The following is a 25,766-nucleotide window of genomic DNA, read 5'->3' on the forward strand; positions in this document are numbered from 1 at the left end:
CCAACTGAACCAGTTTGGGACAGATCAGGCGGTCATCCAGGTGAAGGCGCGATCCAGATAGGCCTTTGTGTCCTTGCGCGAGACCACGGCGTCAAGGAAGCCGTGCTGCAGCAGGAACTCTGACCGCTGGAAGCCTTCGGGCAGCTTCTGCCGGATGGTCTGCTCGATGACGCGGGGACCGGCGAAGCCGATGAGGGCTCCGGGCTCTGCGATGTTGAGGTCGCCGAGCATGGCGAAGGATGCCGTGACGCCGCCGGTGGTGGGGTCGGTCATGAGGCTGATGTAGGGAATCTTCTCGTCGGCGAGGCGTCCCAGCGCGGTGGAGATTTTGGCGAGTTGCATGAGGCTGACGATGCCCTCCATCATGCGTGCGCCACCACTGGCGGAGATGATGACCAGAGGGCTGCGCGTATCCAGCGAACGATCTACGGCGCGAGCGATGGTTTCACCAACTACAGCGCCCATGGAACCGCCAATGAAGCCGTATTCCATGGCAGAGATGACGACGTTGTGGTTGCCGAGCTTGCCTACGGCGTTGACGATGGCGTCGTTGAGACCGGTTTTGGACTGCGCTTCCACCAGACGCTTCTTGTAGGGCTTGAGGTCCGTGAAGTTCAGCGGGTCGGTCGACTTGAGGTCGAGGTCGACGAGTTCGTAGCCGGGTTCCAGCAGCAGTTCGATGCGCCGACGTGCGTCCATCTTGAAGTGGTGGCCGCAGTGGGGGCAGACCTGAAGGTTTGCATCCAGTTCCGCGCGGAAGATCGCCTTGCCGCAATCCGGGCACTTGACCCACAAACCTTCGGTACGGACGGTACGCTCCGCCTCCGAGACGATCTCATTGCCTTGCCGTTTGAACCAAGCCATCGCGTTCCCTAGTGTATCTGTTTTGGCGGAGGCAGGGATTGCGGGGATAGGATATGGCAAAATGATGCTTCCTGATCGCACCCGGATCAGGAAGCATTTCAAAGCGAAGCAGGGAGGTATCGGTTTACGGACGTGGCACATCAGAGAGTGCGAGGCGGACGTATTTGATGGTTTTGCGGTTGTAGGTGTAGGTCATCAAGAGATCACCGTTGGCCGCTTCGACCATTGCGGGGTAGGAGTATTCGCCGGGTTCCGATTCCAGTGTGCGGAACATGGTGAAGTGTTCTCCGTCTTTGCTGACCGCGAGGTTGAGCGGTGTACGCGCGGTGGTGGTGTTGTTGTAGATCAGGACGACACGGCCATCGCGGAGTATCACCGCATCAATGCCGGAGTTTGGGTTGGGTACTTCCAGCGGTTTTGCGGGAGTCCATGTGAGGCCGTTGTCATAGGAGTCAGCGATGGTGACGCGTGCCGTTTTGGATGTGGAGCGTGCGTACAGGCGCAGATGCTTGCCGGAGACCTGAAGAACCGTGGGCTGGATGATGCCCTGCGTGAACTTCCAGTCGTTTGATCCAGGCACATCTTTTACGGCATTGGATTTGCCGTCGCCGTAACCCTTCTGGTCCAGGTCTGCGGGCGGAACAATGGGACCGATCTTTGCCCATGAGGCACCGTTGTTGGTGCTGCGCTCAATCCATACGGCCCATGTGCGATAGCTTTCAATCGATGATCCGCTGACGATGGTGCCGTCGGCCTCAACGAGTGGCTTAGTACGGATGGGGCCCAGCAGGCCTGCCGGAAGATGTTCCGGTGCAGACCATGTTTTGCCGTTGTCGAGGCTGTACATGCGTCCCGCGCTCCACGTGGCGGGGCTAGGGCCGAATTTGTAATAGAGCCACAGGCGCCCGTCGTGCGTGTAAAAGAGCACGGGGTTGTAGCAGGGCGTTCCCGGTTCGCGAACTACTTCTACTGGCTTCTCCCACCCTGTGCTGGTGCGGGTGGCTGCCCAGATAGCAACGTCTGATTTGCCCTCAGCGGTACCGCCGAACCAGGCGGACATGACGTTGCCATTCTTCAGTTCGACCACGGTGGAAGCATGACTGGAAGGAAAGTTGGTGGAGCCGATGTCATAGATGAGTTCGCTTGCCTTTTGTGCCCACGCCGAGGCAGAGCAGAACAGGAGCAGAAGCAGACCGCGAGTCGTCAGAGTTGAGAGACGCAATGGGTGTCCTCCGATGGAAGCAGTAAGAATGTTTCTCCATTGCGACGCTGAAAAATTTCTCGGCGTCGCAATGGAGTACTTCATAATGAGTTCGATTTTGTGCGTGTTGCGATCAGAAGGACAGACGCAATGCGAACTGGAGAATACGAGGATCGTAGGCTGAGGTGATCAATCCGAAATTGCCTGAGCTCAAGGTGTTCGTAGGTGTGGAGAGGTTGGTGTGGTTGAACACGTTGAAGGCTTCAAAGCGGAAGGCCATCTTCACATGCTCTGCGATACCGAACTCCTTGAGCATGCCCATGTCGACATTGGTGAAGGCCGGGCCACGCACGGAGTTGCGGCCCGTGTTGCCCTGTGTGCCCAACGTGGGTTGCGTGAATGCGGCGGTGTTAAACGCCTTTGCCTGCGTTGCAGCCGTGGAGCGTTTGCCAAGCGATACGACTGCACCGGGAACCAGGTTCGCGCGCTGGTTGGGCGTGCCCGTCAACGCGTTGTCCTGACCGGACAGGATGCTGAAGGGATAGCCACTGGTGTAGTTGAAGATCATGGTGTGTTGCCAACCACCGAGGACAGTACGCGCGATGGCGTTGCCACGCGGTGAGGGTAGACGGACGATCGAGGTTACGTTGAGCACGTTGCGACGATCGAAGTCTGCAGGGCCAATGTCATACCGAGAGTTGGTGGGAATGGCGCGCGCGCTGGATAGCGTCTTGGTATCAGACCAGCTATCGACGGCGTGCCCCAATGTGTAATTCGCGAGCAGCGAAATTCCATGACTGAAGGTGTGGCGCACATTCGTTTGAAGCGAACCGTAGTGCGCGGAGCCTGCAGGTTCAAGGATGGTGCTGGCACCCATTGCAGGCGCGTATGGACGACGCTGGTTTGTGTTGGCAGTGCTGGATGAACCCGGCGTGTAGACAGCCGCGTTTAACTCACGCGCGATTGGAAGCTTCGATGCTTCTGAACCGGCATACGCGAGGCTGAAGATTGTTCCCTTGCCCAGGTCCTGTTGTAGCTGCAGATTGAACGACTGCGTATACGCGTTGCGCATGCGCTGGCTGTACACATACTGCGTGGTGTACTGCGGGAACGTGGCGTTGCTGGAAGGTGGCGTGGGATACGGGAAAGGGCTGGTGGTGCCAGCGTATGGATTCTCTGTGCTGTTTGCCGCGGAGCTCGTGAGCGTGATCACAGGTGCAAAGGGCGCCTGATCCGTTTGATTGTTGGTTGTGATGGTGTTGGGCTGATCGTAGAAGATGCCGTAACCGCCACGCAGGCTGGTTTTGCCGTTGCCAAACACGTCGTAGGCAAAGCCCACGCGTGGAGCAAAGTTTGTGTACGTTGCAGCGAAGCCGCCGTGCGGGACACCGGGATCACCCACGAACAATACACCTACGGGGGCGTTGGGATAGAGCGTGCTGTGTGTGCCGGGTGACCATACGGCCAACTTGTTATTCAAGTCGTAGTAGGGAAGGAACGGCTCATAACGTGCGCCGAAGTTGAGCACAAGTTTCGTGTTCACCTTCCAACTGTCTTCTGCGAATGCAGCCCAGTGGTTGTAACGCGTGTTCTTGTATTCGCCTGCGCCTTGCAGGAAGGTGCTGAAGCGACCCAACAGGAAATCCGCAAAGCTGTTGGTTGTGCTGGCAGCAACTGTGTTTGGATTTGGCGTGTAGCTTTGCGCTGCGAATGTGTACGTGGGGTTCTGCTGGAAGTTGTTAATGTTGTCGCCGGTGCCGAAGTAGTATTCGCCGCCAAAGCTTAAGGAATGACGTGCGAGATTCCAACGCACGGTGTCGATGCCCTGATATTCGTCGCGGATGAATGCGTTGGTGTCACCTGTAGCCATGCCGAAGAAGTTGGACACGGAGAAGATGTACTCCGTCTGACCTGGTGGAACATAAATGTTTGCGCCCAATGCTGGTAGTGTTTGCGATGGATATACCGGCGTGTTCTTGTAGTAGTTGTGCAGGTAAGCGAACGATGCCTGATTCAGCAGACTGGCGCTGAAGATATGCGTGTCGTTGGCTTGATAGCGCTGATAGATCCAGTTGCCTGCGTTCTTCAACGCGAGGTAGTTGCCGGGGTCGAGAAAGCCTTGCGCATTCTGCTCAGACCGGAAGAAGCTGCCAGACAATGTGTTCTTTGATCCGAAGTGCTGATCGATGCGCGCTAGCAACTGCAGGTCGGACGTGTTGTTCAGGCCTTTGAAATAGACCGTCTGACCACCCTGCGCGTTGACCGGTGTTCCTGCAGGAGCGACCGGAACAAACTTCAGGATGGCTTGCGCTACCGGGCTGATTAGTGGGATCTGTTTGTTCGCATAGGTGCCGCGAGCAGGATCAAACGGAATGTACAGCGGGTTTGTTACCGCAGAAAAATCACCGGCGCGCAGCGCTGCGCTGGGAACGATTGCGCTGCTGGAATTGGGTCGCTGGTGTACCAGCGTTTCCTGCAGCGAGAAGAAGAAGAATGTCTTGTCGCGACCGTTGTACAGATGCGGCAACAACACGGGACCACCGAGTGTTCCACCAAACTGATGGCGCTTCAAACCATCGTCAGACTTTACGCCGTTCGTCACCGCAGAGAAATGATTTGCGGCGTTGAACATGTTGTTGCGGATGTATTCAAAGGCGCTGCCGTGCAACTGGTTTGTGCCGGACTTGGTCACCGCATTGACTACGCCGCCGGGCAAACGACCGAACTCTGCGCCGAAGTTGTTCGTCTGCACGCTGAACTCCTGCAGCGCATCCGGATTGGGCATGGGCGCGGGCGCGTTGACGTAGTTATCGTTGTTGCTTGAGCCATCCAGAATGTAGTTTGTGGTGTTGGAACGATTGCCGTTGATGGAAATGCCGCTGGCACCCGGATACGTGTTGCCGCTGGTGACGCTGGCGCGCGGATCGCGCACAACGCCGGGTACGAGAAGAATCAGTTGTAACGGATTGCGCCCATTCAGCGGAGCTTCCTGAATGGTGGCTTCGCTAACTGTTTCCTTCAACGTGGAGGTCGTGGTGTCCACCGTGTTGGAGATGGCTGCAACGTTCACCACTTCCGACGTTTCGCCGATGGTAAGAGCGGCATCTGCGCGGCTTTGGCCGTTGATTTCCACGCGCAGCGCCTGAATCTGCACCGCCTTAAAGCCTTCGGCAGAGATGTTGATGTTGTAGATGCCCGGCGGGACTTTCACAGTGAAGGTGCCATCAGTCAACGCTGTGGCTGTGGTGGCCGCCGAGGTTCCTACGTTGGTGACTACGATTTTTGCGCCGGGCACGATGGCGCCGGTTGGGTCTTTTACCGTACCAACAATGCTGCCGTTCAGATCCTGTGCTTCGGCCCGCAGGCCGGTCATGGTGACAGCGCACAACGCCAGGGAAGCAGCAACGAGCGGAAAGCGTAGCCGATTGAACATAGGTATCGAAAGCCTCATAACGGATCGGGGGGTGATGTTTCGCTTCGCGAACTGCGTACGTCGCTCAGGTGAAGCCCACCAAAATTATTTTTTGAAGAATGGTTTTGTCAACACATATTCGACGATATGTCGACATATCGTGTGCGACGGATGCTCCCGTCGTCCCCGGAGGCAAAAACTGCCCGAGATATGGCTCCGCTCACGGCATCCTGTGGACACCGCTATGGCACTTTTGAGGACAGGTTGAGGTTTCTACAGGTGGGGTGGCTAGCGCGTGCTGTCTATGCGTAGCCAGAGATATTGCAGCGTAGCAGGGATCGTTGCGATGACTTCATTGCCACGCAGCGTTGCGGTTCCTTTCCCTGCCAGGACCGTCAGCTTTGCGTTTGCAGACAAACCTGCGGGTAGTTGCGTGGTCCACTGTGCATTGTGATTTGCTTCGCGGAAGAGCAGCAGGTAGCCACCTTTTCCATCGTTATCCGTAGAGGCGAAGCCGGTCCATGACACGCCGTCAGGTGCGTTGCCGATGGGTTCAATGGCGCCGCGGAAGAGGCGCTCGCGTTCACGCTTCCATGTGCTGACGAGTGGTGACGCGGATGCGATGTATGCCGGTGGCAGGCTGGAGGTTTCAAACCAGCCAAGCGGGCTGGAGAACATGACGCTGGCAAAGAGTGCGTCCGGCGTGTAGTTTGCGGGTGCCAGTGGATCGTCTGCATAGCGCTGCGTGTTGCGCGTGTTGTTGAGGAACTCCATACGCAGGCGGATGGGATCGACAAAATCTGAGAGTTGCCAGAGGTTGCGCAGCGTCAGATGCGGATAGTAGCGATGAAAGTCTGTATAACGATTTTCAACGAATGTGGTGCCACCTTCGATCATGCCGAAGTAGCCGGGGCGACGGCCTGCGGTGACGTCGAGATCAATGGTGATGGCGCCTTTGCTTTCCGCGAGGATGCGATCAAACATCTGCTGCACGTGTTGCTCTGCCGTGGGTGTGCTCATGACGATACTGTCGAACTTGAAGTACAGCACGCCATCGTTGCGCCACAGTTCCAATATGCGGTTTGCGTCGCGTTGCCAGTTGGCGAAATCATTGGAGGAATCGGGCGCGTACCAGAGACCGAACTTCATGTGGTGTGTTGCGGCCTGCTGTACGAGAGGCTTTAATCCTTGCGGGAAGCGTTGCGGATCAACATCCCAGAAGTGCGACGAGTTGGCCCAGAAGCCGCTCCACACACCGCCGCTTTTTACTGCGGAGTTCATGGATTTGCCGTATTGCCAGCCATCGTCAATCTGAACGGCATCGACGCCCAGCTTTGCGCCTGCATCGATTTCTTTTGCGATGAACTCTGCGTTGATGCGTGCATCGCGATTGCGATCGCCCCAGGTGTTGCTGAGGAAGGCTGCATCGCGTTGCGGTTCGTATGTGCGGAGTTGGCGTTGATAGGTGTGCAATGCGCGGATGCGTCCGCTGCGACCACCGGAGTATGCAAGCACTGCGAAGGGATAACCAGCGCCGCTGAATCGCACGGTTCGATCCGATGCCATCATGCGTAGATCGAATGGCGATTGCTGTGCGCGTGCCTCGGGCAATGGAGCTTGTTTCAGGAAGATGAGGCCTGCGCCGCTGAGAACATCTTCGACGTACACTACGTTGCCCCGCGCGAGGATGTCTTCTTCATTGTTCATGAACATCCATTCGCGCGTGCTGACGAGTTGATTGTGCGTGTCTGTTACGTCGCGCAATGTGACTTCTGTGAGGCGAAGATGTTGCGGTTGCAGAGAGAATTCGTCGATTGCAGATTCGCTGTCTTTCTTTGCTTTAGCTGCTTCGGCTTCTTTGCCATTGGCGATGGTTTGTGGTGTGTTGTTTTGTGAGGATGCGTCTGCGGGTGCGATGAAGTCTTCTTCAATGCCGGTGGCATCAGGGAAGATTTTCATGCGTAGATGCTGATCGGAACCGATGTCGATGCGGAGTTGCAGCGAGGCTGCTTCTACAGCATTGGTGCGACCGTTTTCTGCGTGAATCTGTATGGCTGCGTCAGATTGTGTTCCTGCGATGCGTGGCGATGGTAGACGTGAGGGGCCTGTGAGCCACTCCTTATGCGCGTCGCGATCCTGAAAGGATGTGGCGTAGAGATGGCCGTTGCGAATCTGCCAGCGACGTTCGAAGTGTGTGTTGCCGACGGTGAGTTCTGTTGCCGACCAGCGCGCGTAGCAGCCCTGGAAGCTGGCTGTTTGTGCCGATGCGGAAGCGATGGCGAGTGATGCGGTGAAGAGCAACAGATTTCGCAGCGTGCGGTGGAGGCAGAAGCTCATGGCAGACAGCATAGCCTGCCATGAGCGGATTGCCTTCCTGCGTTATGTGATGCGATGAAGGTTGCAGTGGGCTTCAACTGCGCGAACGACGATGGTGTTTCGGTGTGGTGGCCGGAGAAACGTCCGAAGACGTGACCGGTGGAGTGGTCGACACCGGAGGAGCCGACACGCCAGCAGAGCTGTAGATCGACGCAAGGATGGGATCGTTTTCCTGCCAGTAATCGACAAGCCCCATCAGGATGTCGCCCTTACTGACCTGTTGTGTCAGCGCGGGGAGATAGCTGTTCAGCGTGGCCTGCGATACATCGTTCACTAGGTTCACGCCAAACGCGTTGGGATAGTAGTTGTAGACGGAAGCATCGGTACCGATGTCGGTATGGAAGATGAAAGAGTAGAACGGCGCGGTGTATGCATAGTAACGCGGCGTGCTTTCTTCCGGAATGAACAGGAATGCGGGGTAATCGGTGATCAGCTTTTGAAAGATTGCCGGATCGAGTGTTCCGCCATTCGTGTCGACGGTGGAGTCCACATAGAACATGGTGACGCCCCATCGAGAGTTGGCGTACGCGGCCTTTTGCTCAAGGTTCGCGATGATCTGGTCGTTGGACGTGAGGAAGTTCTGGGTGGCGCGGCCGTCGCCGCTGAGGGTGAAGACCTGCGGACGGAGGCACACGCCAACCTTTAGGCCAGCGCCGGTCATGATGCCGAAGTACGCATCGTCAAGCCTTTGCCCCTGGTAGGGCGATTGCGGATCGAGCACCGTAGACTCCATCTCTGGAGCAACCGTAGCCACCTGGTCTGGCGAGCAGACGTAGCTGGTGTCTTGCGGGTACTGCTGGCCCTCGATATCCCACGTCATCACACCCTGGCCGTTCATTGCGCGCGTGTTGACTACGTTGGCCTGTGCGACCGCAAGCATGCGATTCTGGAACGCCTGCAGACCAACAGATGTAGTCACATCGACCGATGCGTCGTTGAAGTATCGGCGCGGATTGGTTGGAAAGCCGCCGGGCTGCGTCTTGTCCGAGCCGTCTTGTGGCGAACTGGCGAGGAATGCAGTTCCAATGAGGCGGTGATCTGACCAGGTCATCTGGCTGGGATAGGTCTTCGCGAAGCTTGCATACGCGTCTGAGGCGTTGGGAGTGGTGTTGGCTGCTGCAAAGCGCAGTGACACGGTATACGTGAAGCTGGTGCCGGGCTGCACGGGACGGTCGTTGTGCGGCAGGAAAGTAGCAAGACCATCAGGCGCGGTGGACGTCATCAACGGGCTGTAAGCGTTCGCGCCAGCCTGTTTCCAACCGGTATACATTGGCTGCGATTCGTCTGGTAATACGGCTGAAACGACACCGGAACCGAAGTCCGCAACGCTGACGCCGGGCCCTGTGGTGGTAATGGCGTACTGGGTGTAACCGTTGAAGTTTTTCGGATCCTGCGGGAAGTGCAGCACCAGCGGATAGATCTCAGCGCCGTCAAAGATCAGGCCGGAACTTGCGTTGTTTGTCTCCGTGACGACCATGTCCAGTTGGTTACCGTTCTGAACGAACTGGGTCGCGATGGAACCCCAGTTGAAGTAATAGGTTTCCGTGTTGGAGGATGCGTCCCAACTGGTGCCGTTGTTGCTTTCACCCCAGCCGGACTGGGAATCGGTGCTTAGATTGCCAGCCAGGTCTGTGGCCTTCATGTGCCAGATGTGAAAACTGTCAGAAGGATTGGCGCCCACATCTGCGAGGGTTTGACCGTTGAACGAAAGGGTTTGTATGCCCTTCGCGCCGTAAGTGAGTTGCAGGGACTGTGCGGCTGCAACGGACGGCAGCAGCGCCAGCAGCAAAAGACTTAGCCAGCCACTATGTTTCGATTCTGGATTCAAAGTGGACATGGCGTGGGACATCAGGCCACGCAGGCCTGCGTGCACTTGACGATGTGACATGATTCTTCCTTTTTCAAATTGTGCCGAGGCGGCTACGCGTGGGTTCTGGTCTCTGCGCGATCGGCTGGATTACGCCGGGGGAAGCGTTGGGGAGATGGTTTGAGTCTAGTGCAGCAAAAATGGGTAAATTTCATCCATTAGGGTGACTCATAAACTCCGGTGAAGCGCAATATCTACGCAATTCTCCTGGAGAGAACTCTACTCCTTCGCGTTAATACTCCGTAGGCGCTGAGAGATTGCGGAAGTACCGGATATGCAAGAAGCCCGGCGCGAGGCCGGGCTTCTTGAGTCTTTGTCTTCTGCACGAACACGCGCTTAACGCGTCGAGGCCTCCAATGGCAGATCGTCAGATGCGCATAGGCATCAGGATGTAGCGATACTTCTGGTCTTCGTTGGAGTCTTCCGGGCGCATCTGGCCTGCGGATTGTGCGTCCTTGAATTCGAGACGTACTTCGCCGGTGTTGCCGATGGCCTTGAGGAAGTCAATCAAGTAGGCCGAGTTGAAGCCAACTACGAGTGGATCGTAGTTGTATGGCGTTTCGATGGAGTCTTCCGATTCGCCCGCGTCTGTGGACGAGGACGAGATGCGGAGTTCGTTCTGCTCCAGGCGAATCTTGATGGCACCGCTGCGCTCGTCCGCAAACTGCGATACGCGCTGCAGTGCGCCCATGAGGTCTTCGCTGCGCACGATAACGAACTTATTGTTGTCGCGCGGCAGGACGGCTTCGTAGTTGGGGAACTGGCCGGTGAGTTTGCGGCTGGTGAGAACGCGTCCGCCGATGCGGAAGAATAGCGTGGTCTCATCGTCAGCAAATTCGATGAAGTCGTTGTCTTCACTGGTGGGCGTGTTTGCGAGCAGAGAAGAGAGTTCACCAAGCGCTTTGCGCGGGACGAGTGTCTTCTTTTCGCCGGAGACACCTTCCAGTGTTTCGCCAAAGCGCTCCACGTGGGCCAGGCGGTGGCCATCGGTTGCGACCATGGCCATGGACTCTGCCTTGAGCACCAGCAGCGCGCCGTTGAGCGTATAGCGCGACTCTTCGCTGGAGATGGAGAAGATGGTCTTCGAGATCATGCTCTTCAGCGACGGTGCTGCAATCTTGACGGAACCCACTGCAGGAAATTCCGGCACCTGCGGGAAGTTGGCGCGTGCCATGCCCACCATCTTCGTGTTGGAACGACCGGCACGGATCTGCACCCAGTGGTTGTCCATCAGCTTGATGGAGATGTCACCTTCAGGCAGCAGACGGATGTAGTCATACAGCTTGCGCGCAGGGACCGTGCATGCACCGGACTTCTTTACGCGTGCGGGACAGGAGGTGCGCAGGCTCTGATCGAGATCCGTCGCCGTGATGGTCAGACGCTCTCCGTCCGCCTCAAAGAGGAAGTTCGACAGGATGGGAATCGTCGTCTTCCGTTCCACGACGGATTGTGCGGCGGTCAGTTCGCGGAGCAGTTCCGCACGCGTGACCGTGATATCGAGATTGCCGGTTGGAGCGGCGCCGCTGGTTTCCATCGAAGGGAGCGAAGCAGTGGTGGACACGGGAGAGACCTCCGAGAGTTCAGGACAAATCTGTGTGCGGCGGCATCGGTTTGAGTCAGCTACGGAACGGACTGTGGGCCGGGTGCCTGAGTGGATTTCAGCGTATCACCGCGCTGCTGCGTTTCCCAAGGGTGGTTTTGATCCCCGGTTACAAAGCTGGTGCGTGATGGTTTTGACAGGATTGATCGTAACGAGGAGGGGGATGTGGAAGGCACGGCACAAACCGTGGAAAGCAGAGACACAGCCCTGGGTGAGCTCCTACCTGGCTGATGCGAGGACTGCTTTTAAGAACCTGAGTGAAAAGAAAAGATTGAGATAGTCGTCGTCATCGTTTGGCGAGGAAATGTGGATGAATGGCATATCTCACTGTTATGGCGTGAGTTAAGTGGTGTACGAGATTCAGAAAAAGTGTTCATGAAGAACGGAAGATGTGTGTCGCCGGGTGGACATTTCAAATGATGTGACCGGCTTTACACGTCTTCCACAGGTTTCCTCACAGGCAATGTGCACGGAGGGGCCGTGTGGAAGTGGAAACCGAGTGCCGAACCGCGTGATTGCGGTGTTTATTTGGCCTTTTATATCCACAGGCGCGGCGTTTGGCCTGAGGAATACCGGGTTTGTCCACTGTTTCCACAGGGTTTCCAGGATTCTGTGGATCGCCGGTCCCAATTGATTTTTGCGGTTGGGGAAGATGTGAAGAATTTGTTACGGTGAGCATCGGAAATGGTGCAAAGAGCAAGATGGCGATGAAAACGACGATTCTGGCGATAGGGATGCTGATGGCGATGCAGATCAGCGGGGCACAGCAGCAGGCGGTGGTGGCGACTCCGCGCCCGGCACCTGCGCCGGGAGTGATTGCGTCACACCCGGACTGGCCGAAGGCGAACCCGGAGGATGTGAAGTCGCCTGAGGCGATCATCCAGGCGCTGTCTGACACCATTTCTGGCGAGGCGAGTAAGGCGCGCGACTGGAATCGCTTCAAGAGCCTGTTTGTTCCGGGGGCAGGACGGATGATGATCGTGCGCCACAGCAAAACCGGGCCTGCGGACCTGACGATTCTCTCCACCGACGATTACCAGGCGCGTGCGGGAAACCAGACGTTCTACGAAAAGCCCATTGCGTATGAGAAGCAGAGCTTTGGGCACATGACGCATGTGTATGAGTCGTACGCGATCTTTCACACGCCCACGGACACCACGCCACAAACGCGTGGCGTGAATAGCTGGGAGTTGATGAACGACGGTACCCGGTACTGGATTCTGCAGGTGTATTGGGATACGGAGCGCCCGGATAATCCGATCCCCGCGGCGTTGGCAAAGTAGCCTCTGTTCCAGAGGCAGTCGTGACGTCACAACCGGTATTCCAAATGCTTTGGCGTGCTGAAAATACAGCTCCGACACTGTTTGAATTCACAGTACCTTGTTGCACTTGAGATGTGTGTACTGACCTAGCGTTTGCGTTGCATTGTGAAAGAAACGCAATCGCCAATTGTCTTTCCTGCAGGGGAGGAACGAGATGGTCGGGACCTGTTTCAAGCAGTGTTTAGCGGTGGTTTTGAGTTTTCTGTTGGTCTTCCCCGCATCGGAACTGAATGCTCTTGCTCAAGAACAGGCACCGGCGCCAGCCGCGGACTCCGCTCCGCAGCCTGCACCACTTTCTGAAGCTGAGTTGGAACAGATAGCGGCGCCGATTGCGCTTTATCCTGATGCGCTGGTTGCGCAGGTGCTGGGAGCAGCAACGTTTCCCGATCAGGTAACTGCTGCACACGATTGGCTGGAGCAGAACAAGAAGCTGACCGGTACGGCGCTCTCGCAGGCCGTGGACAAGCAGCAGTGGGACCCTAGCGTGAAGGCGTTGACACAGTTTCCGACTGTGCTGGACAACATGGTAAAGAACCTGAGCTGGACCTCGTCGCTGGGCGAGGCGTACCACACGCAGCCTGCACAGGTGATGTCGGCGGTTCAGTCGTTGCGTAAGAAGGCAAAGGCTGCTGGAAATCTGAAGACGGGTTCGCAGATCACGGTGGTGCAGCAGTCACCAGATGTCATTGTGATTCAACCGACGAATCCGCAGGTGGTGTACGTTCCCCAATACAACCCCACTGTGGTGTACGGTGCGCCGGTGCAGACACCGGGCTATAGCACTGCGGCTGTTGTGGGAACGGCGCTACTTGCCTTTGGTGTTGGCATTGCCGTGGGTGCGGCCATAAACAGTAGCTGGGGTTGGGGCTACTGGAACTGCAACTGGCATGGCGGAGCGGTTGTTTACCGAAGCGGTGTTTACTACGGCAACAGAGCATGGCGCGGCGGAGTGTATGGCTCCAGCGTGACGGCCTATGGACCGTATGGCGCGGCTTCTGCCGGAAGAGCTTATAACCCCACCACTGGAACCTATGCGCGTGGTGCAGCCGTTTCCACGCCGTACGGGACGCGGGCAGCAGGACAGGCCTACAACCCGTACACCGGAACGGCTGCGCGCGGCGGTGCTGTTGCAGGACCGAATGGTGCGGCTGCCGCAGGGCAGGCTTATAACGCTCGCACTGGCGCTTATGCTTCCACGCACCAGGTAGCGAACGCGTATGGAAATGCGGGAAGCTCAGTCGTCTCAAGGAACGGCCAGACGACCTACACGCAGCATGAAACCACTGCGCGCGGTAGTGTTGCTGCTGCCGAGAACTCTCGCGGTGGTGCCGCTGTTGCTGGGACCGGAGCGCGTGGAAACAGTGCTGCCGCAGTTCGGACTGCCAATGGCAATAAGGCAGTCGACGTCAACGGGCATGTCTACACCAATGGAGGCGGTAACCGTGGCTATGGCGCTCAACGGGCCGGCGGAGCTTTTGGTGGAGGCGGCACCGGCTGGCAAGCGAGGCAGGCAAGTGCACGCGGCGCGGCAAGCCGCGGTGGTGGTGGCTTCCGTGGTCGCAGGTAGCGTTTACGAGAACAGTTTCTGGAGAAGGGAAGATGTCGATGCAAAACCGCACAATTGCGCTTTCGGCCCGGGTGCTGGCGTTCACGCTGTTTCTTCCGCTGGCTGCTTGTCATCGCTCTGCGAGCAACACGCCGGCAGAGTCTTCTACGAAAACGTTCGCCTCTCCTGACGACGCTGCGAATGCTCTTGTTGCAGCGGTGAAGTTGAAAGATGAAGGCACTATCCAGGCTATCTTCGGGCCGGAGACGAAGCAGGTGATCTATTCCGGTGATTCGGTTGAAGACAAGAATGCTGCAGCGGAGTTTATCGCTCGCTATGACGAGATGCATCGTTGGCGCAGGCTTGAGGATGGCAGCGAGTCGCTGGTGATTGGTGCGGATAACTATCCGTTTCCGATTCCGCTCAAGAAGGGTGGCGATGGCAAATGGTTCTTTGATACGGCAGCGGGAAAAGAAGAAGTGCTTTCGCGGCGTGTGGGGCAGAACGAGTTTGACGTAATAGATATTGCGCAAGGCATTGCTGATGCGCAGGCGGAATACTTCGCGCAGTCGCATGATGGTCAGCCTGCGAAACAATATGCGACGAAGTTTCTAAGTGATCCGGGTAAGCAGAACGGACTTTACTGGAAGACCAGCGAAGGACAGCCGCCGAGCCCGCTTGGTCCTTTAGCTGATTCTGCAACCGCTGAGGGATACACGGCAAACCCGGCGGGGCAAACGACGTTTCACGGCTATCTGTTCAAGATGCTCAACAGCCAGACGGATAAAGCCCCGGGTGGCGCGAAGTCATATCTCGTGGATGGAAAGATGACGAATGGTTTCGCCTTCGTTGCGTATCCAGCGCAGTATGGGAACTCAGGCGTGATGACGTTCATCATGAACCAGGATGGCGTGCTGCTGGAGAAGGATCTGGGAGCAAACACGGTCCAGACTGTTACTGGGATGACGGCGTTCGATCCTGATTCAAGTTGGAAGATCGTTCAGTAAGTTACCTATTGCGCTTCTGGTTCTGGTGGAATCGATACGCTGGGGAGAACCAGCGATGGCAGGATTGTTGTGACTGCTGCGTAGACGAGCAGTCCTCCGTAGAGAGCATCGGGAATATGGAAGGCTTCGTGGAGAACGCCTGCGATGACGAGTGTGAAGATCAGCGTTGGTTCCAGTGCGATAGCGACGCGAAAAGAAGCCTTCGCCGTTCTGCGCGAGAGATAGCGTGTCTGCAGCCAGTTCTTGCCGAGCCGTATTGGCATCACGATGACGGCGAGCAGTACTCCATAGAGAAGCGACTTGAGAACGAGTGCGCCAGCTGGGACATCCATGCCTTCATGAAAAAAGTAGAAGGGGATGAAGAAGGAAGAGAACAGGCGCACAGCGTGCAGGTTTTCGTCTGAGGCAAGCGTGGCCATGCGTGTCTTGAGAAGACCTGCAATTAAACCTGCGATGAATGCTCCGATGAGGTAATGGATGCCCATGTTCTGCGTGATGACGGCGCAGACGATGCCAACCATGAGTAGAAGAGAAAACTCAGAACCGGGCGCATACGGAACGATGTATTTCCCGAAGAACAAAAACAGAAACGGTGTAACAACGATGAGTAGAAGAAGAATAAGCGCGGACGTTCCAAGTGCAAGCATGGAGCCCGATTGCGAGAGGAAGAAGAGCAGGATGAGCGCCATGATTTCGCCTGCGATGGCGTTGATGCTCACCTCCATTTGCTCGCTGGGGTCAAGGCCGGAGTGAGGTAGTGTGTCGAGGATGAAACCGGTGGATGGTGTTAACAGACCAAGCGAGAGCAGCGTGGCTGCCTGCCATGACATATGGAAATAATGAATGCCCACCCATGCGAATGCAGTGAGAAAGAGTGCGCGGCTGACGAGGTATCCACTGAGTCGTGGAAGCTGTCGTCGGATCTCGACGAGATCTACCTCAAGACCGGCAAGAAGAAAGAGCGCCGCGATTCCTAAAGTGGCGACGACAGTTTGAACAGGGTCGCCGACGATCCGCTTGAAAAAGATGGCGACGACAATGCCGAGAGCAAAGCAGGTGAGAGGCGCAGGTATGCGGAATCGCTGGAGTGCACGGGGCACAACCAGCAGGCCGAAAATCAAGATCAGGTACGTCACCGTCTGGGCTGGTATGTGCATAGCGCTATCTAACTACGGCTTGTCCTTGAGGGATACTGCTTCGTTGTACAGCATGTCGCCTACGACTTTATGTGCGGCGGTGGAGGGGTGGCCTTCGTGATAGAAGAAGTAGGTTTCGGGTGTGGCGCACGGGGTGGGATCTTCGTTGCGCAGAGCGCGACCGGCGCACTTGTCTGTGGTGTTGGTGAAGCCGTATTGCGCTGGATGCGTGATGGCCTGATCGAAGAACGAACCCCAGTTGCTGAGTGCGATTTGAATGTCGGGGTATTTTGTCTGCATCTCTTGCGGCAATGAGGTGAGTTCGGCGTTGGCCCGTTCTCCTGCTGTTGCGAATTGCGGAATCTTCACCGGTAGTAACGCGACCGTGAAGCGTCGTGCACCGAGGGAGTAGAGCGTGTCGATGAGCGCTTCTTCATTGGCGCGTGTTTCGCCTGCGGGGAGTGAGCGATCATTCAGACCACCGAGCAGGAAGAACATGGTTTGCTTTGCATCGAAGCGTACATCGCCTGCTTTCACTAATGCAGAAAATTCGTCGACCTGGTTCCACATGCCTCGACCTAACAACTCATGATGCGGGCCATAGCTGCCCTTGCCTTCTCCTGTGCGCGCGCCGCTGACGGCGAAGTTGAGACCTTCGCGGATGGGGTGTTCGGTCTGTGTCTTGGGATCGCCGAAGTAGGTGAAGGGAATGTTGAGGCGCTGCGCCAGATAGACGATGGCGGTTGGGCCGTTGCCGTCAACGTAGCCTGCGCCAGAATCAGAATAGCTGTCGCCGAGACGTAGAGCTGCGTGTACGGCTTGCTTTGTGCGTGGCACAGCAAGGGGACAAAGAGCAGGAGAGCAAGCAGTCGCGCAGCCATCTTCATATGCGACGAAGTATAACCGTCGCGCAATGCGAGAACAGCAGAAGAGGGTTGCGATGATGTATCGCAACCCTCTGTTGTTGTTGCTGTACGGTGACTACTTTGTGACGGATTCGCTCATGGTGCCGCGGTGTGTTCCTGCTTTCAGACCGGCGAGGATCTGCTGCAGGAAGTCATTGGCAGCGCCGGGATTGTTGGGCAGGAACAGCGTGTTGGTTCCGCTGCGAATGCCGATGTCCTTCAGCGTGTCAAAGTACTGCGTGAGCAGGACAAGCGCCATGACATCTTCTGCGGTGGCACCGGGAACGGCTTCGCGGAAGTGTTCGATGGAGGCACGCAGGCCGTCGATGATGGCCTGGCGTTCTGCAGCGATGCCGCGGCCCTGCAGGGCTTTGCTTTCTGCTTCTGCTTCCGCCTGCTTCACCTTCAGGATCTTGTCGGCCTCACCACGCGCCATGGCTGCCACCTGGCTGCGCTGTGCGGCGTTGATGTCGTTCATGGCTTCTTTCACCTTGCTGTCCGGGATGATGTCCGTGACCAGCGCGGTGAGAATGTTGAAGCCGAAATCGTGCATGGTGTGATCAAGCTCTGTCTTCACGGCGATGGAGATGCCGCTCATCTGCTCGAAGGTTTCGTCGAGTGTGAGTTTGGGCACGTGGCCGAGGATGGAGTTGAAGACGAAGCTTTCAATCTGCTTTTGCGGCCGCGAGAGGCGATAGAAGGCGTCGAAGATTTTGTCGTCGACGACCTGGTACTGCACGCTGACAGGAATCTGCACGAAGACGTTGTCGCGTGTCTTGGTCTCAACAGAGAACTGCGCCTGCTGTACCTGCAGATCGACGAAGAAGACACGCTCACCGTATGGGATAAGTACGTGCAGGCCGGGGCGCACGATGCGATGGAATTTGCCAAAGCGTTCCACAACACCGGCCTGCGAAGTGCGGACGGTGTACAGAGTCTTGAGCAATGTGAAGAGGGCAATAAGACCAAGAATGACGAGGATAATTCCTGCGAACGGAAAACCTGAGGCTTCCATGAAGAATGGCCCCTCCGGGCCGAGTACACAACGACTTTCTGACCGATGTTATGGCCATAGCTAAGCATATTCCTTTTTGAATAAGACAATGCAAGGGTTGTGACGGTGCTTCTTTTTGCCGCGGCGTATGTCTTGGCTCTCCTGATGCGTTGTAGTGGAGGATAAGAATGCAGGTCCTTCGACTTCACTTCGTTTCGCTCAGGATGACGGTACTTCGTACCGTTTGAAGCTGCGCGTCAGAGCTTCGCTTTGCGAAACTGGTTCGGGTTCGCAGCTGGAAGAAGGTTGAGCTTTCGTTTCGATGCAGAACGACGTTGCTTCTTTTTGTTGCGGCATAGAATCTAAAACGTCATGCCGACACACTTCTCTCCTGCCGCGATTCGTTTTCTGAAAAGCCTGAAGCGCAACAATGATCGCAACTGGTTCAACGATCGCAAGAGTGTGTTTGAAGCGGAAGTGAAAGCACCGTGGCTTGCGCTGATTGACGAAGTGAATCATGCGATGGCGGACTTTGCTCCGGACTGTGTGAAGCCCGCGCCGAAAGCGATGTTTCGCATCTATCGCGATACGCGTTTCAGCAGCGACAAGAAGCCGTACAAGACGCATGTGGGTGCATGGTGGTCGCCTTCTTCACTGGCCAAGACAAGCGGTGCGGGGTTCTATGCGCACATTGGTGCAGACGACGTTGTCGTTGCAGTGGGTGCATTCATGCCACAGCCGGAGCAGATGTTGGCGATTCGCAGGCATCTGCAACAGAACCATGAAGCGATGCGCGCGCTGATGAATGACAAGAAGCTGCGCAAGCTGTTGCCGGACCAGGAGACGATGCCGCTGACGCGTGTGCCGAAGGGCTTTGCGGCGGATGATCCGGCGGCGGAGTATTTGCGTGATCGGAAGTGGGGACTGTCTGTAACGCTGCCGGCGGAGGTGGCGACGACAGCGAAATTGCACGATGAGATTGTGAAGCGCTTCCGTGCTGCGACCCCTTTGGTTGCCCTTCTGAATGCTCCGCTGTTGGTGAAGACACCGCGGCGAACGTTCTTCTAAAAAGGCCCGGGCCGGGAGCATCCAACTCCTGGCCCGGTAGCGGAGAGGGCCGCTTTCGGAGAGAAGTTAATTCTGCGGAGGAGGGCCGCCGCCGGGGCGTCCCATGGGCATGGATGCGACGTAGGAATCGAACTTGGGTTTCTGGTCGTCGGTGAGCATGTCCTTGATCTTGGTGTTCTCGTCTTTGCGCATGTCCATCATCTTGGAGCGCATGTCGGGGTCCTGCGCGTCGCGGAGGGCCTGCATCTTCTTCTGGTCTTCGGTGTAGAGCGCCAGGATCTTTGTCTTCTGATCCGGGGTAAGGGTGACGGCCTTGTCGATGGCCTCAACGCGTTGCTCGGGGCTCATCATGCCGCGGCCCTGGGCCAGCATCGGCGTGGAGCAGAGTGCTGCGCTACAGACAGCCACGACGCCGAGGCGGGTGGCGAAGGTACGGATCGTTGTCATGTTCATGGCAGTTCTTTCTTCACTCAGCAATACTCTGGCCGGAGATTGCGACGGCCGGAGTCTGAGCCTAAAGACGGGTGAGAGCGCGCGATTGGTTTCAGAAAATCCAGCGATTTTTGCGGCCAGAAGTGCAGTTTTGGAACTCTGAATGTACCCGGATGGGCACCTTTCCACAGAAAACCCGATAAAAACCCAACAAAACCGGAAAAAACCAATGTTTACCGATTGACAACCGGTTCGCGAAAGTCCATCTTGATATGCGGAACGGTTGTGGAACCCGCATGAACACTGGCGATTTCTGCAGGCGGAACCACCACCTACGATCCAAGAGATTTTCTCAAAAACGAAGGAGTACCACCAATGGCAAAGGGACTGACCAAGACCGCACTGATCCGCACCATCGCAGAACAGCTCGAACTGCCCAACAAGCAGGTTGCCCTGTTCTTTGACACGCTGGCTGCAACCGCCGTGAAGGAAACGAAGAAGAACGGCGAGTTCACCATCCCCGGACTGGGCAAGCTGGTGAAGGCAGAGCGTAAGGCACGTACCGGCCGCAACCCGCAGACCGGCGAAGCCATCAAGATCAAGGCGAAGACCGTTGTGAAGTTCCGCGTGGCTAAGGCTGCGAAGGACGCAATCGCTCCGGTTAAGGGCGCTGCTGCCAAGAAGTAGTTTTGCCGCGGAGCAGACGCTTCGCACAAGCACACAAAGCCGCGACGGCCATGCGCTGTCGCGGCTTTTGCTTTGCCTTGTCGCTGACGTATAAGGGAGTCGCCATGCATTCCTTCTCTCGCCGGCGCTTTGTTGCACTGTCTGCACTTGCTGCTTCGCATGCTTATGCTGCGCCTCGTAGTGCTGAGCCACATTCGCTGCTCTCGCCCTACAAGCTGGATCGGCTTGTGTTGGGGCCGTCACATGAAGAGAACGCGTATGACAGCAAGAGCGTCGACTGCCCGTTTGTGTTTCGCAATGGCAACCTCTGGTACATGACGTTTGTTGCCTTCGATGGCATTGGCTATCAGACGGGTCTTGCCTCGTCAGAAGACCTGTTGCGATGGAAGAAGGTGGGCTGCATTCTGCGGCGCGACGCAAGCAATCCTGGGCTGAAGTACAACGTGGCGATGAACTGGATTCTGCGTGAGAACGATCTGGCATCGCAGGGGCGTATTCAGCGTGTGCAGGAAAGCTACGTGGGCGCGTATCACGCGTATCCTTCGCAGGGATATGAGAGCGGCGCTGCGGTGATCGGGCTGGCGCACAGCAAGGATGGTCTTGTGTGGACGCCGGGTGAGATTATTCTGCGTCCGGAAGATGGGGCAGCGTGGGAACGTGGCGGCCTGTACAAGCCGTGTCTGCTGCGCGATGGCGATATGTTCTATCTCTTCTACAACGCGAAGGACCACACCACGGGACCGTGGCATGAGCAGACGGGCGTGGCGATGTCGCGTGATCTGAAAACGTGGACGCGCTACGAAGGGAATCCCATCCTGCGCAATGGGCCAGCAGGGTCATATGACGTGCACTTTGCCAGCGATCCATGCGTGCTGAAGAACGGCAGGGAATGGGCGTTCTTCTACTTTGGACTGGATGACAAAGGTGTGGCACGCGACCTGGTGGCGAGTGGGCCAGATCTATTCCACGCAACGAAGCAGGAAGCGCCCGTGGTGGATGTGGGTGCGCCCGGATCGGTGGACGGCATCTACGCGCACAAGCCGTCTGTCGTAATGCACAACGGCGACCTGTATCACTTCTATTGCGCTGTTGGTGGCGACCGGAAGAATCCGTTGCGCGGCATCTCCGTGGCGCGCTCGCGGCCTTTCAGCGATGCGGAGCGCGCGTTGGCGACGACTTAGAACTCAGACTTTGGAATGAATGCGCGAAGGACGATGGATATACCCAGCGAGATGATGATGCCTTGCATAACGTGTGGCACCGTGTTCTCCCAATTAAAGCCATCAGCCCATCCCAGTGCGGCGAAAGAGACGGCAGTGCCCAGCATGTAGAACTCGCTGAGGATGCCCTGCTTCCAGTCTGGCTGGTTTATACCGGAAGACGTGCATGGCCTTACCGAAGGGATGATGCGTGGGACCTCTTCAACATAAGCCCGATAGGTTTCACCAAGGTGGCCCATCAGGTATGGCTCTTCGCGGCCGATCAAGCGCAGTTGCAGAATCGTGATGAGGATGATGCAGAGGGCTGCTGCCTCTGGCCGCATGAGGAACGCAATGGCAACGGTGTGCAGGATGGTGCCCAGATAAAGCGGATTGCGAACGAAACGAAATGGGCCGTCTGCAATGACTCGATTTCCTTCCATGCCTCCGTTCTTAACGGTGGAGGCTCCAAGATAAGAAGCGCCCCATGTGCGCAACAGAGCACCTGCGAAGGCAAAGAGCAGAATGAGAATCAGCGTGCCGTTCCAGAAGTGTGCGAAGCGTACATACTGCGGCTGGGAAAGATTGTTTGCGATGCGGAACCACACGCTGCCATTACGAATGAAGCTCCACAGCGCAATGCCGTGGAAACCATTGTGATAATCCGGCCACGGGGCTGCAAAACAGAGCGTGTAAATCAACCCATGAATCAGAAAACGGTGCTTGTACTCGAACGGTGTGGCTTGCATCATGATGTAGCGTACTTCCAGTCCTAAACGTTTAGGAGTTATCTCCTAAGAATTTAGGAGATAGCGGTGGCGATCTCTGCGGCGAACGTTAATTTGCGGAGAGCATGGTCAACAACGTGTCAAAATCTTCCAGGTTGCTGTACTCAATGACCACACGCCCCTTGCCGCGAGTGTCCTCAATGCGAACCTTCAGACCGAGCGAACGCTGCAATTTGTCCTGCGCTGCTTTCACATTGGGATCGATCTCGGGTTCTTCGGCGGCTTTGACCTTGCCAAGTTTACGCTCGGGATCCAGCAGCCCCTTCACATAATTTTCCGTGCCACGGACGGACAGGCTGAGAGCCTGAATCTTCTGTGCTGCAGCCAGGATCTGCGCTTCCGATTCCAGTGCCAACAGTGCGCGCGCATGGCCGAAACTCAGATCTCCGCCTTCTACCTTCTCCTGTACAGCCTGGGGCAACCGCAGGAGTCGCAGGAAATTGGCCACAGAGGCGCGCTCTTTGCCGGTGCGCTGTGCCATCTGTTCCTGCGTCATTTTGAATTCGCGCCCCAGACGCTCGTAAGCCCGAGCTTGCTCCATGGGATTCAGGTCAGCACGCTGCAGGTTTTCTACGATGGTCATTTCCATCGCCTGCTCGTCGGAGACCTCGCGGATGACGACCGGGATCGTCTTCTTGCCGGCTCGCTGGGATGCCAACCAGCGGCGTTCGCCAGCAATTAACTGATACTTACCCGCAGACAAGGCGCGCACGATGATGGGCTGCACTACGCCGGTGGCCGCAACGGACTGGGTCAGTTCGTTCAGCGCCTCTTCATCGAAGCGGGTACGCGTTTGAAAAGGGTTGCGGACGATGGCCGTGACGTCCACTTCCAGCGGTTTGCCAGAGGGTGCTGCGGGAGCGGCTGGTGCTGGGGCGGCGGCGGGAGCGGTCTGCCGGGTGGGGAGCAGCGCCTCCAGCCCTCGTCCAAGGGCCCTGCGCTTGGGATCCTGTGTTTTTACGTCGGACATGATGTGGTTCCTGTCTTTAACCCACTAGGGGCAGTCGTTACTCTTCAGATTCTTCGTCGGGTACGTGAACTACGGCTCCAGCCGGATTGCCTTCGGTTGTGAAGACGCCATTGCGGGCGAGCAATTCGCGGCCGAGATCGCGATAGGCCTCGGCGCCGCGAGACTTGGCGTCATAGGCGATGACCGGCAACCCGTGGCTGGGTGCTTCTGCCACACGTACATTGCGGGGAATAGTTGTGGTGTAAAGCTTGTCGCCGAAGAAGCCCTTGATGTTTTCTGCTACTTGCTGCGAGAGCGAGGTGCGCGGATCGTACATGGTCAGTACGACGCCTTCCAGCCCCAGATCTGGCTGGAATGCCGCAGCTACGCGGTCAAGGGTTCCGGTTAATTCGGAGATGCCTTCCAGGGCGAAATACTCAGCCTGCATGGGGACCAGGAGTGTGTCGGCTGCCACTAAGGCGTTCAGAGTCAGCAAATCAAGCGCGGGTGGGCAGTCCAGGAAGATGAAGTCATAGGAGTCGCGAATATCTTCCAATGCCTTGCGCAGACGAAATTCGCGTTCCGTCTGCTGAGCCAGATCAAAGTTGGCACCAATGAGGTCTTTGGAACTGGGAATCAGCCGGAGATTTTCGATTCCGGTGTCTACCGTGACTTCTGCGGCGGTGACTTCGCCCAGAAGCAGATCATATACAGTCTTACGGTCGGGATCGCGGCCTACGCCGAGACCGCCGGAAGCGTTGGTCTGCGGGTCGCAATCGACCAGCAGAGTCGACAGGCCATTGAACGCAACGGCTGCCGCAAGATTGATCGCGGTCGTGGTTTTTCCCACGCCACCCTTCTGGTTGACGACTGCTATGACTTTGCCCATGGCGCTTCGCCAGAGTAGCAGGAAGGTGGTTGACTGAGTATTGTTCCACGTGGAACACCTGAGGAGATGCTGTGGAGAACGTTCCACGTGGAACACTGATTCTGGTGTTATTGCCCGTGATTTGAGCTTTCCAAACGTTTCCACAGGGATACACAGCCCTGTGAAAGTGGAACGGTCAAAGAACACTCCAATGCCCATCCCGGAAGGGATTCCGCACCCTCCAGCGGGAGGTAGCGCAGCATGGCTCCGTTATTCTTTACGCGTGTTTCTGCGACTGGCAGCATGGCTTCGGTGTGATCGACGGCGCGGAGGGCAACGATATCGAAGGTGCGTTCCGCAGGCATCGCCTCTACACGGTTGGGCCAGACTTCGGCGTCGATACTGAGTGTGCGTACGGCTTCCCTTAGAAACGAAGCCTTCTTGCCCTGCGACTCTGCCAGGGTGATCTTCAGCTTAGGACGGAGTAATTGCAGCGGAATCCCGGGGAATCCAGCACCAGAACCGAAGTCAAGCAGGGTTTCCGCGCCGTTCAGGAGGCGTCCTGCGTACAGGCTTTCTCCTATTTGTCGCTGCACCAGCATTTCCGGATCGCGCACGGCGGTCAGGTTGGTCTTCTGGTTCCAGCGGAGCAGAAGCATGAGATAGACTTCGAGCTTTTCGAGCGTCTCGGCAGGAAGGTGTTCCGCATAAGGCGCAAGCAGAGCAGCGATATGGTCGCGGGATGGGACGTAGAGCATGGCTCAGACTCCTGCTGCCGCTTTTAGGAAGTCGGCGAAGATTGCCCGCGATGCTGCGCTGGAATCCACCGTTCTTTCCGGATGCCACTGTACTCCTATGAGCCAATGATTTGGATCAAAACCTTCTACAGCTTCGATGATCGCGTCCTCAGGGCATCGGGCGACCACGCGTAGATTGTCGCCAGGCGATGCGATGGCCTGATGATGGCTGCTATTCACGGGGATGCGCGCGAATTCGTCATCCACTGCGGTCGATTCACCGGATTGCTTCAGGATGCGCCCAAGGCGGCTGTCCTGCGAGAATTGTGCGGCATGGGCCACGGCTACGGCGCGGCCAGCGCGATGGTTTACCGGGACAGGCGAGCAATCCTGAATGAGCGTGCCACCGTAATAGACATTCATGGACTGGGTTCCGAAGCAGATGCCCAGGAGCGGCTTCTTTGTCTCCTCCGCCGCTTCGAACAGGGCTCGGTCAGTCTGGTCGCGCAGGGGATCGGGATCAGCAGAAGCGGGATCGCGATCATGCCCGTAACGGACGGGGTCAATGTCGGCACCGCTGCCCGGTAGAAGGATGCCGTCGGCCTGACGTGCCATCTCCTTTAGATCCGCTACGGAGTGGTTCATCGCCACCTTCACTGGCTCACCACCTGCGGCTTCCACGGCAGCGGCGTATTCCGGCCAGCTTTTGGCGTTATAGGGCTCGTCGAAGCTGGTTGGGATCGGGATCAGGATGCGTGGGCGGTTCATCTCCTGATGATACGCCGCTTATTTCTACTGCATGATGAAT

General features: G+C 56.9%; 21 protein-coding genes. 6 read left to right on the top strand and 15 right to left on the bottom strand.

The genetic code is table 11. The features are described 5' to 3' along the window. Positions 1-24: 24 nt before the first annotated feature. The 6 genes from accD to dnaN all read right to left on the bottom strand — a co-directional run bounded on the left by accD (position 25) and on the right by dnaN (position 11,254). Positions 25-864, bottom strand: a complete 840-nt coding sequence (gene accD / locus JAO32_RS01810; protein ID WP_334236901.1) for an acetyl-CoA carboxylase, carboxyltransferase subunit beta — start codon at positions 862-864, stop codon at positions 25-27. Positions 865-988: 124 nt separating this feature from the next. After that, positions 989-2,086: a sialidase family protein gene (locus tag JAO32_RS01815; protein WP_334236902.1), complete on the bottom strand. Its 1,098-nt coding sequence runs from the start codon at positions 2,084-2,086 to the stop codon at positions 989-991. 112 nt (positions 2,087-2,198) lie between these two features. Beyond that, on the bottom strand, positions 2,199-5,498 hold the full coding sequence (locus JAO32_RS01820) for a TonB-dependent receptor (RefSeq protein ID WP_334236904.1): 3,300 nt from the start codon (positions 5,496-5,498) through the stop codon (positions 2,199-2,201). A gap of 267 nt (positions 5,499-5,765) precedes the next feature. Further along, a complete protein-coding gene (locus JAO32_RS01825) occupies positions 5,766-7,814 on the bottom strand; it encodes an alpha-galactosidase (RefSeq protein ID WP_334236906.1) in 2,049 nt (682 codons plus the stop codon). A gap of 73 nt (positions 7,815-7,887) precedes the next feature. Further along, positions 7,888-9,741 carry a hypothetical protein gene (locus JAO32_RS01830; RefSeq protein ID WP_334236908.1) on the bottom strand — a complete coding sequence of 618 codons (1,854 nt, stop codon included), beginning with the start codon at positions 9,739-9,741 and terminating at the stop codon, positions 7,888-7,890. A 346-nt stretch (positions 9,742-10,087) separates the two neighbouring features. Next, positions 10,088-11,254 carry a DNA polymerase III subunit beta gene (dnaN, locus tag JAO32_RS01835; RefSeq protein ID WP_334237315.1) on the bottom strand — a complete coding sequence of 389 codons (1,167 nt, stop codon included), beginning with the start codon at positions 11,252-11,254 and terminating at the stop codon, positions 10,088-10,090. A 737-nt stretch (positions 11,255-11,991) separates the two neighbouring features. Here dnaN and JAO32_RS01840 point away from each other — a divergent pair. The 3 genes from JAO32_RS01840 (at position 11,992) to JAO32_RS01850 (ending at position 15,195) form a co-directional block, all read left to right on the top strand. Then, positions 11,992-12,603, top strand: coding sequence for a hypothetical protein (locus JAO32_RS01840; protein ID WP_334236910.1), 612 nt, complete (start codon positions 11,992-11,994; stop codon positions 12,601-12,603). A 226-nt stretch (positions 12,604-12,829) separates the two neighbouring features. Continuing rightward, positions 12,830-14,209: a DUF3300 domain-containing protein gene (locus JAO32_RS01845; RefSeq protein WP_334236911.1), complete on the top strand. Its 1,380-nt coding sequence runs from the start codon at positions 12,830-12,832 to the stop codon at positions 14,207-14,209. Positions 14,210-14,241: 32 nt separating this feature from the next. Continuing rightward, positions 14,242-15,195 (top strand): DUF2950 domain-containing protein, encoded by a 954-nt coding sequence (locus JAO32_RS01850; protein WP_334236913.1) that lies wholly within the window; start codon positions 14,242-14,244, stop codon positions 15,193-15,195. 5 nt (positions 15,196-15,200) lie between these two features. On the opposite strand, the gene JAO32_RS01855 is transcribed toward JAO32_RS01850, so the two are convergent. The 3 genes from JAO32_RS01855 to JAO32_RS01865 all read right to left on the bottom strand — a co-directional run bounded on the left by JAO32_RS01855 (position 15,201) and on the right by JAO32_RS01865 (position 18,251). Beyond that, positions 15,201-16,352, bottom strand: a complete 1,152-nt coding sequence (locus JAO32_RS01855; protein WP_334236915.1) for a cation:proton antiporter — start codon at positions 16,350-16,352, stop codon at positions 15,201-15,203. Positions 16,353-16,364: 12 nt separating this feature from the next. Continuing rightward, positions 16,365-17,168, bottom strand: a complete 804-nt coding sequence (locus JAO32_RS01860) for an SGNH/GDSL hydrolase family protein (protein WP_334236917.1) — start codon at positions 17,166-17,168, stop codon at positions 16,365-16,367. A 144-nt stretch (positions 17,169-17,312) separates the two neighbouring features. Continuing rightward, a complete protein-coding gene (locus JAO32_RS01865) occupies positions 17,313-18,251 on the bottom strand; it encodes an SPFH domain-containing protein (RefSeq protein ID WP_334236919.1) in 939 nt (312 codons plus the stop codon). A 351-nt stretch (positions 18,252-18,602) separates the two neighbouring features. Between JAO32_RS01865 and JAO32_RS01870 the strand changes: the two genes are divergently transcribed. Then, complete coding sequence (locus JAO32_RS01870) at positions 18,603-19,298, top strand: DUF2461 domain-containing protein (RefSeq protein ID WP_334236921.1); 696 nt, start codon at positions 18,603-18,605, stop codon at positions 19,296-19,298. Between the two features lie 66 nt (positions 19,299-19,364). On the opposite strand, the gene JAO32_RS01875 is transcribed toward JAO32_RS01870, so the two are convergent. Beyond that, positions 19,365-19,751: a hypothetical protein gene (locus tag JAO32_RS01875; RefSeq protein ID WP_334236923.1), complete on the bottom strand. Its 387-nt coding sequence runs from the start codon at positions 19,749-19,751 to the stop codon at positions 19,365-19,367. Between the two features lie 354 nt (positions 19,752-20,105). Between JAO32_RS01875 and JAO32_RS01880 the strand changes: the two genes are divergently transcribed. Together JAO32_RS01880 and JAO32_RS01885 are read left to right on the top strand one after the other, a co-directional pair. After that, on the top strand, positions 20,106-20,417 hold the full coding sequence (locus JAO32_RS01880) for an HU family DNA-binding protein (protein WP_334236925.1): 312 nt from the start codon (positions 20,106-20,108) through the stop codon (positions 20,415-20,417). A gap of 104 nt (positions 20,418-20,521) precedes the next feature. Further along, a complete protein-coding gene (locus JAO32_RS01885) occupies positions 20,522-21,598 on the top strand; it encodes a hypothetical protein (protein ID WP_334236927.1) in 1,077 nt (358 codons plus the stop codon). Here JAO32_RS01885 and JAO32_RS01890 read toward each other — a convergent pair. The 5 genes from JAO32_RS01890 to JAO32_RS01910 all read right to left on the bottom strand — a co-directional run bounded on the left by JAO32_RS01890 (position 21,595) and on the right by JAO32_RS01910 (position 25,726). After that, positions 21,595-22,368, bottom strand: a complete 774-nt coding sequence (locus tag JAO32_RS01890) for a methyltransferase family protein (protein WP_334236929.1) — start codon at positions 22,366-22,368, stop codon at positions 21,595-21,597. The two genes, JAO32_RS01885 and JAO32_RS01890, sit on opposite strands and share 4 nt — an antisense overlap. Before the next feature lie 85 nt (positions 22,369-22,453). Then, positions 22,454-23,374 (bottom strand): ParB/RepB/Spo0J family partition protein, encoded by a 921-nt coding sequence (locus JAO32_RS01895; RefSeq protein WP_334236931.1) that lies wholly within the window; start codon positions 23,372-23,374, stop codon positions 22,454-22,456. A gap of 37 nt (positions 23,375-23,411) precedes the next feature. Beyond that, positions 23,412-24,242, bottom strand: a complete 831-nt coding sequence (locus JAO32_RS01900) for a ParA family protein (protein ID WP_334236933.1) — start codon at positions 24,240-24,242, stop codon at positions 23,412-23,414. A 107-nt stretch (positions 24,243-24,349) separates the two neighbouring features. Further along, the gene (rsmG, locus tag JAO32_RS01905) at positions 24,350-24,979 is read right to left on the bottom strand and encodes a 16S rRNA (guanine(527)-N(7))-methyltransferase RsmG (protein ID WP_334236935.1); all 630 of its coding nucleotides are present in this window, start codon (positions 24,977-24,979) and stop codon (positions 24,350-24,352) included. A gap of 3 nt (positions 24,980-24,982) precedes the next feature. Next, positions 24,983-25,726, bottom strand: a complete 744-nt coding sequence (locus JAO32_RS01910; protein WP_334236937.1) for a gamma-glutamyl-gamma-aminobutyrate hydrolase family protein — start codon at positions 25,724-25,726, stop codon at positions 24,983-24,985. Positions 25,727-25,766: the final 40 nt, after the last annotated feature.

The sequence above is a fragment of the Terriglobus sp. ADX1 genome (assembly GCF_036877645.1).
Taxonomy (GTDB): domain Bacteria; phylum Acidobacteriota; class Terriglobia; order Terriglobales; family Acidobacteriaceae; genus Terriglobus.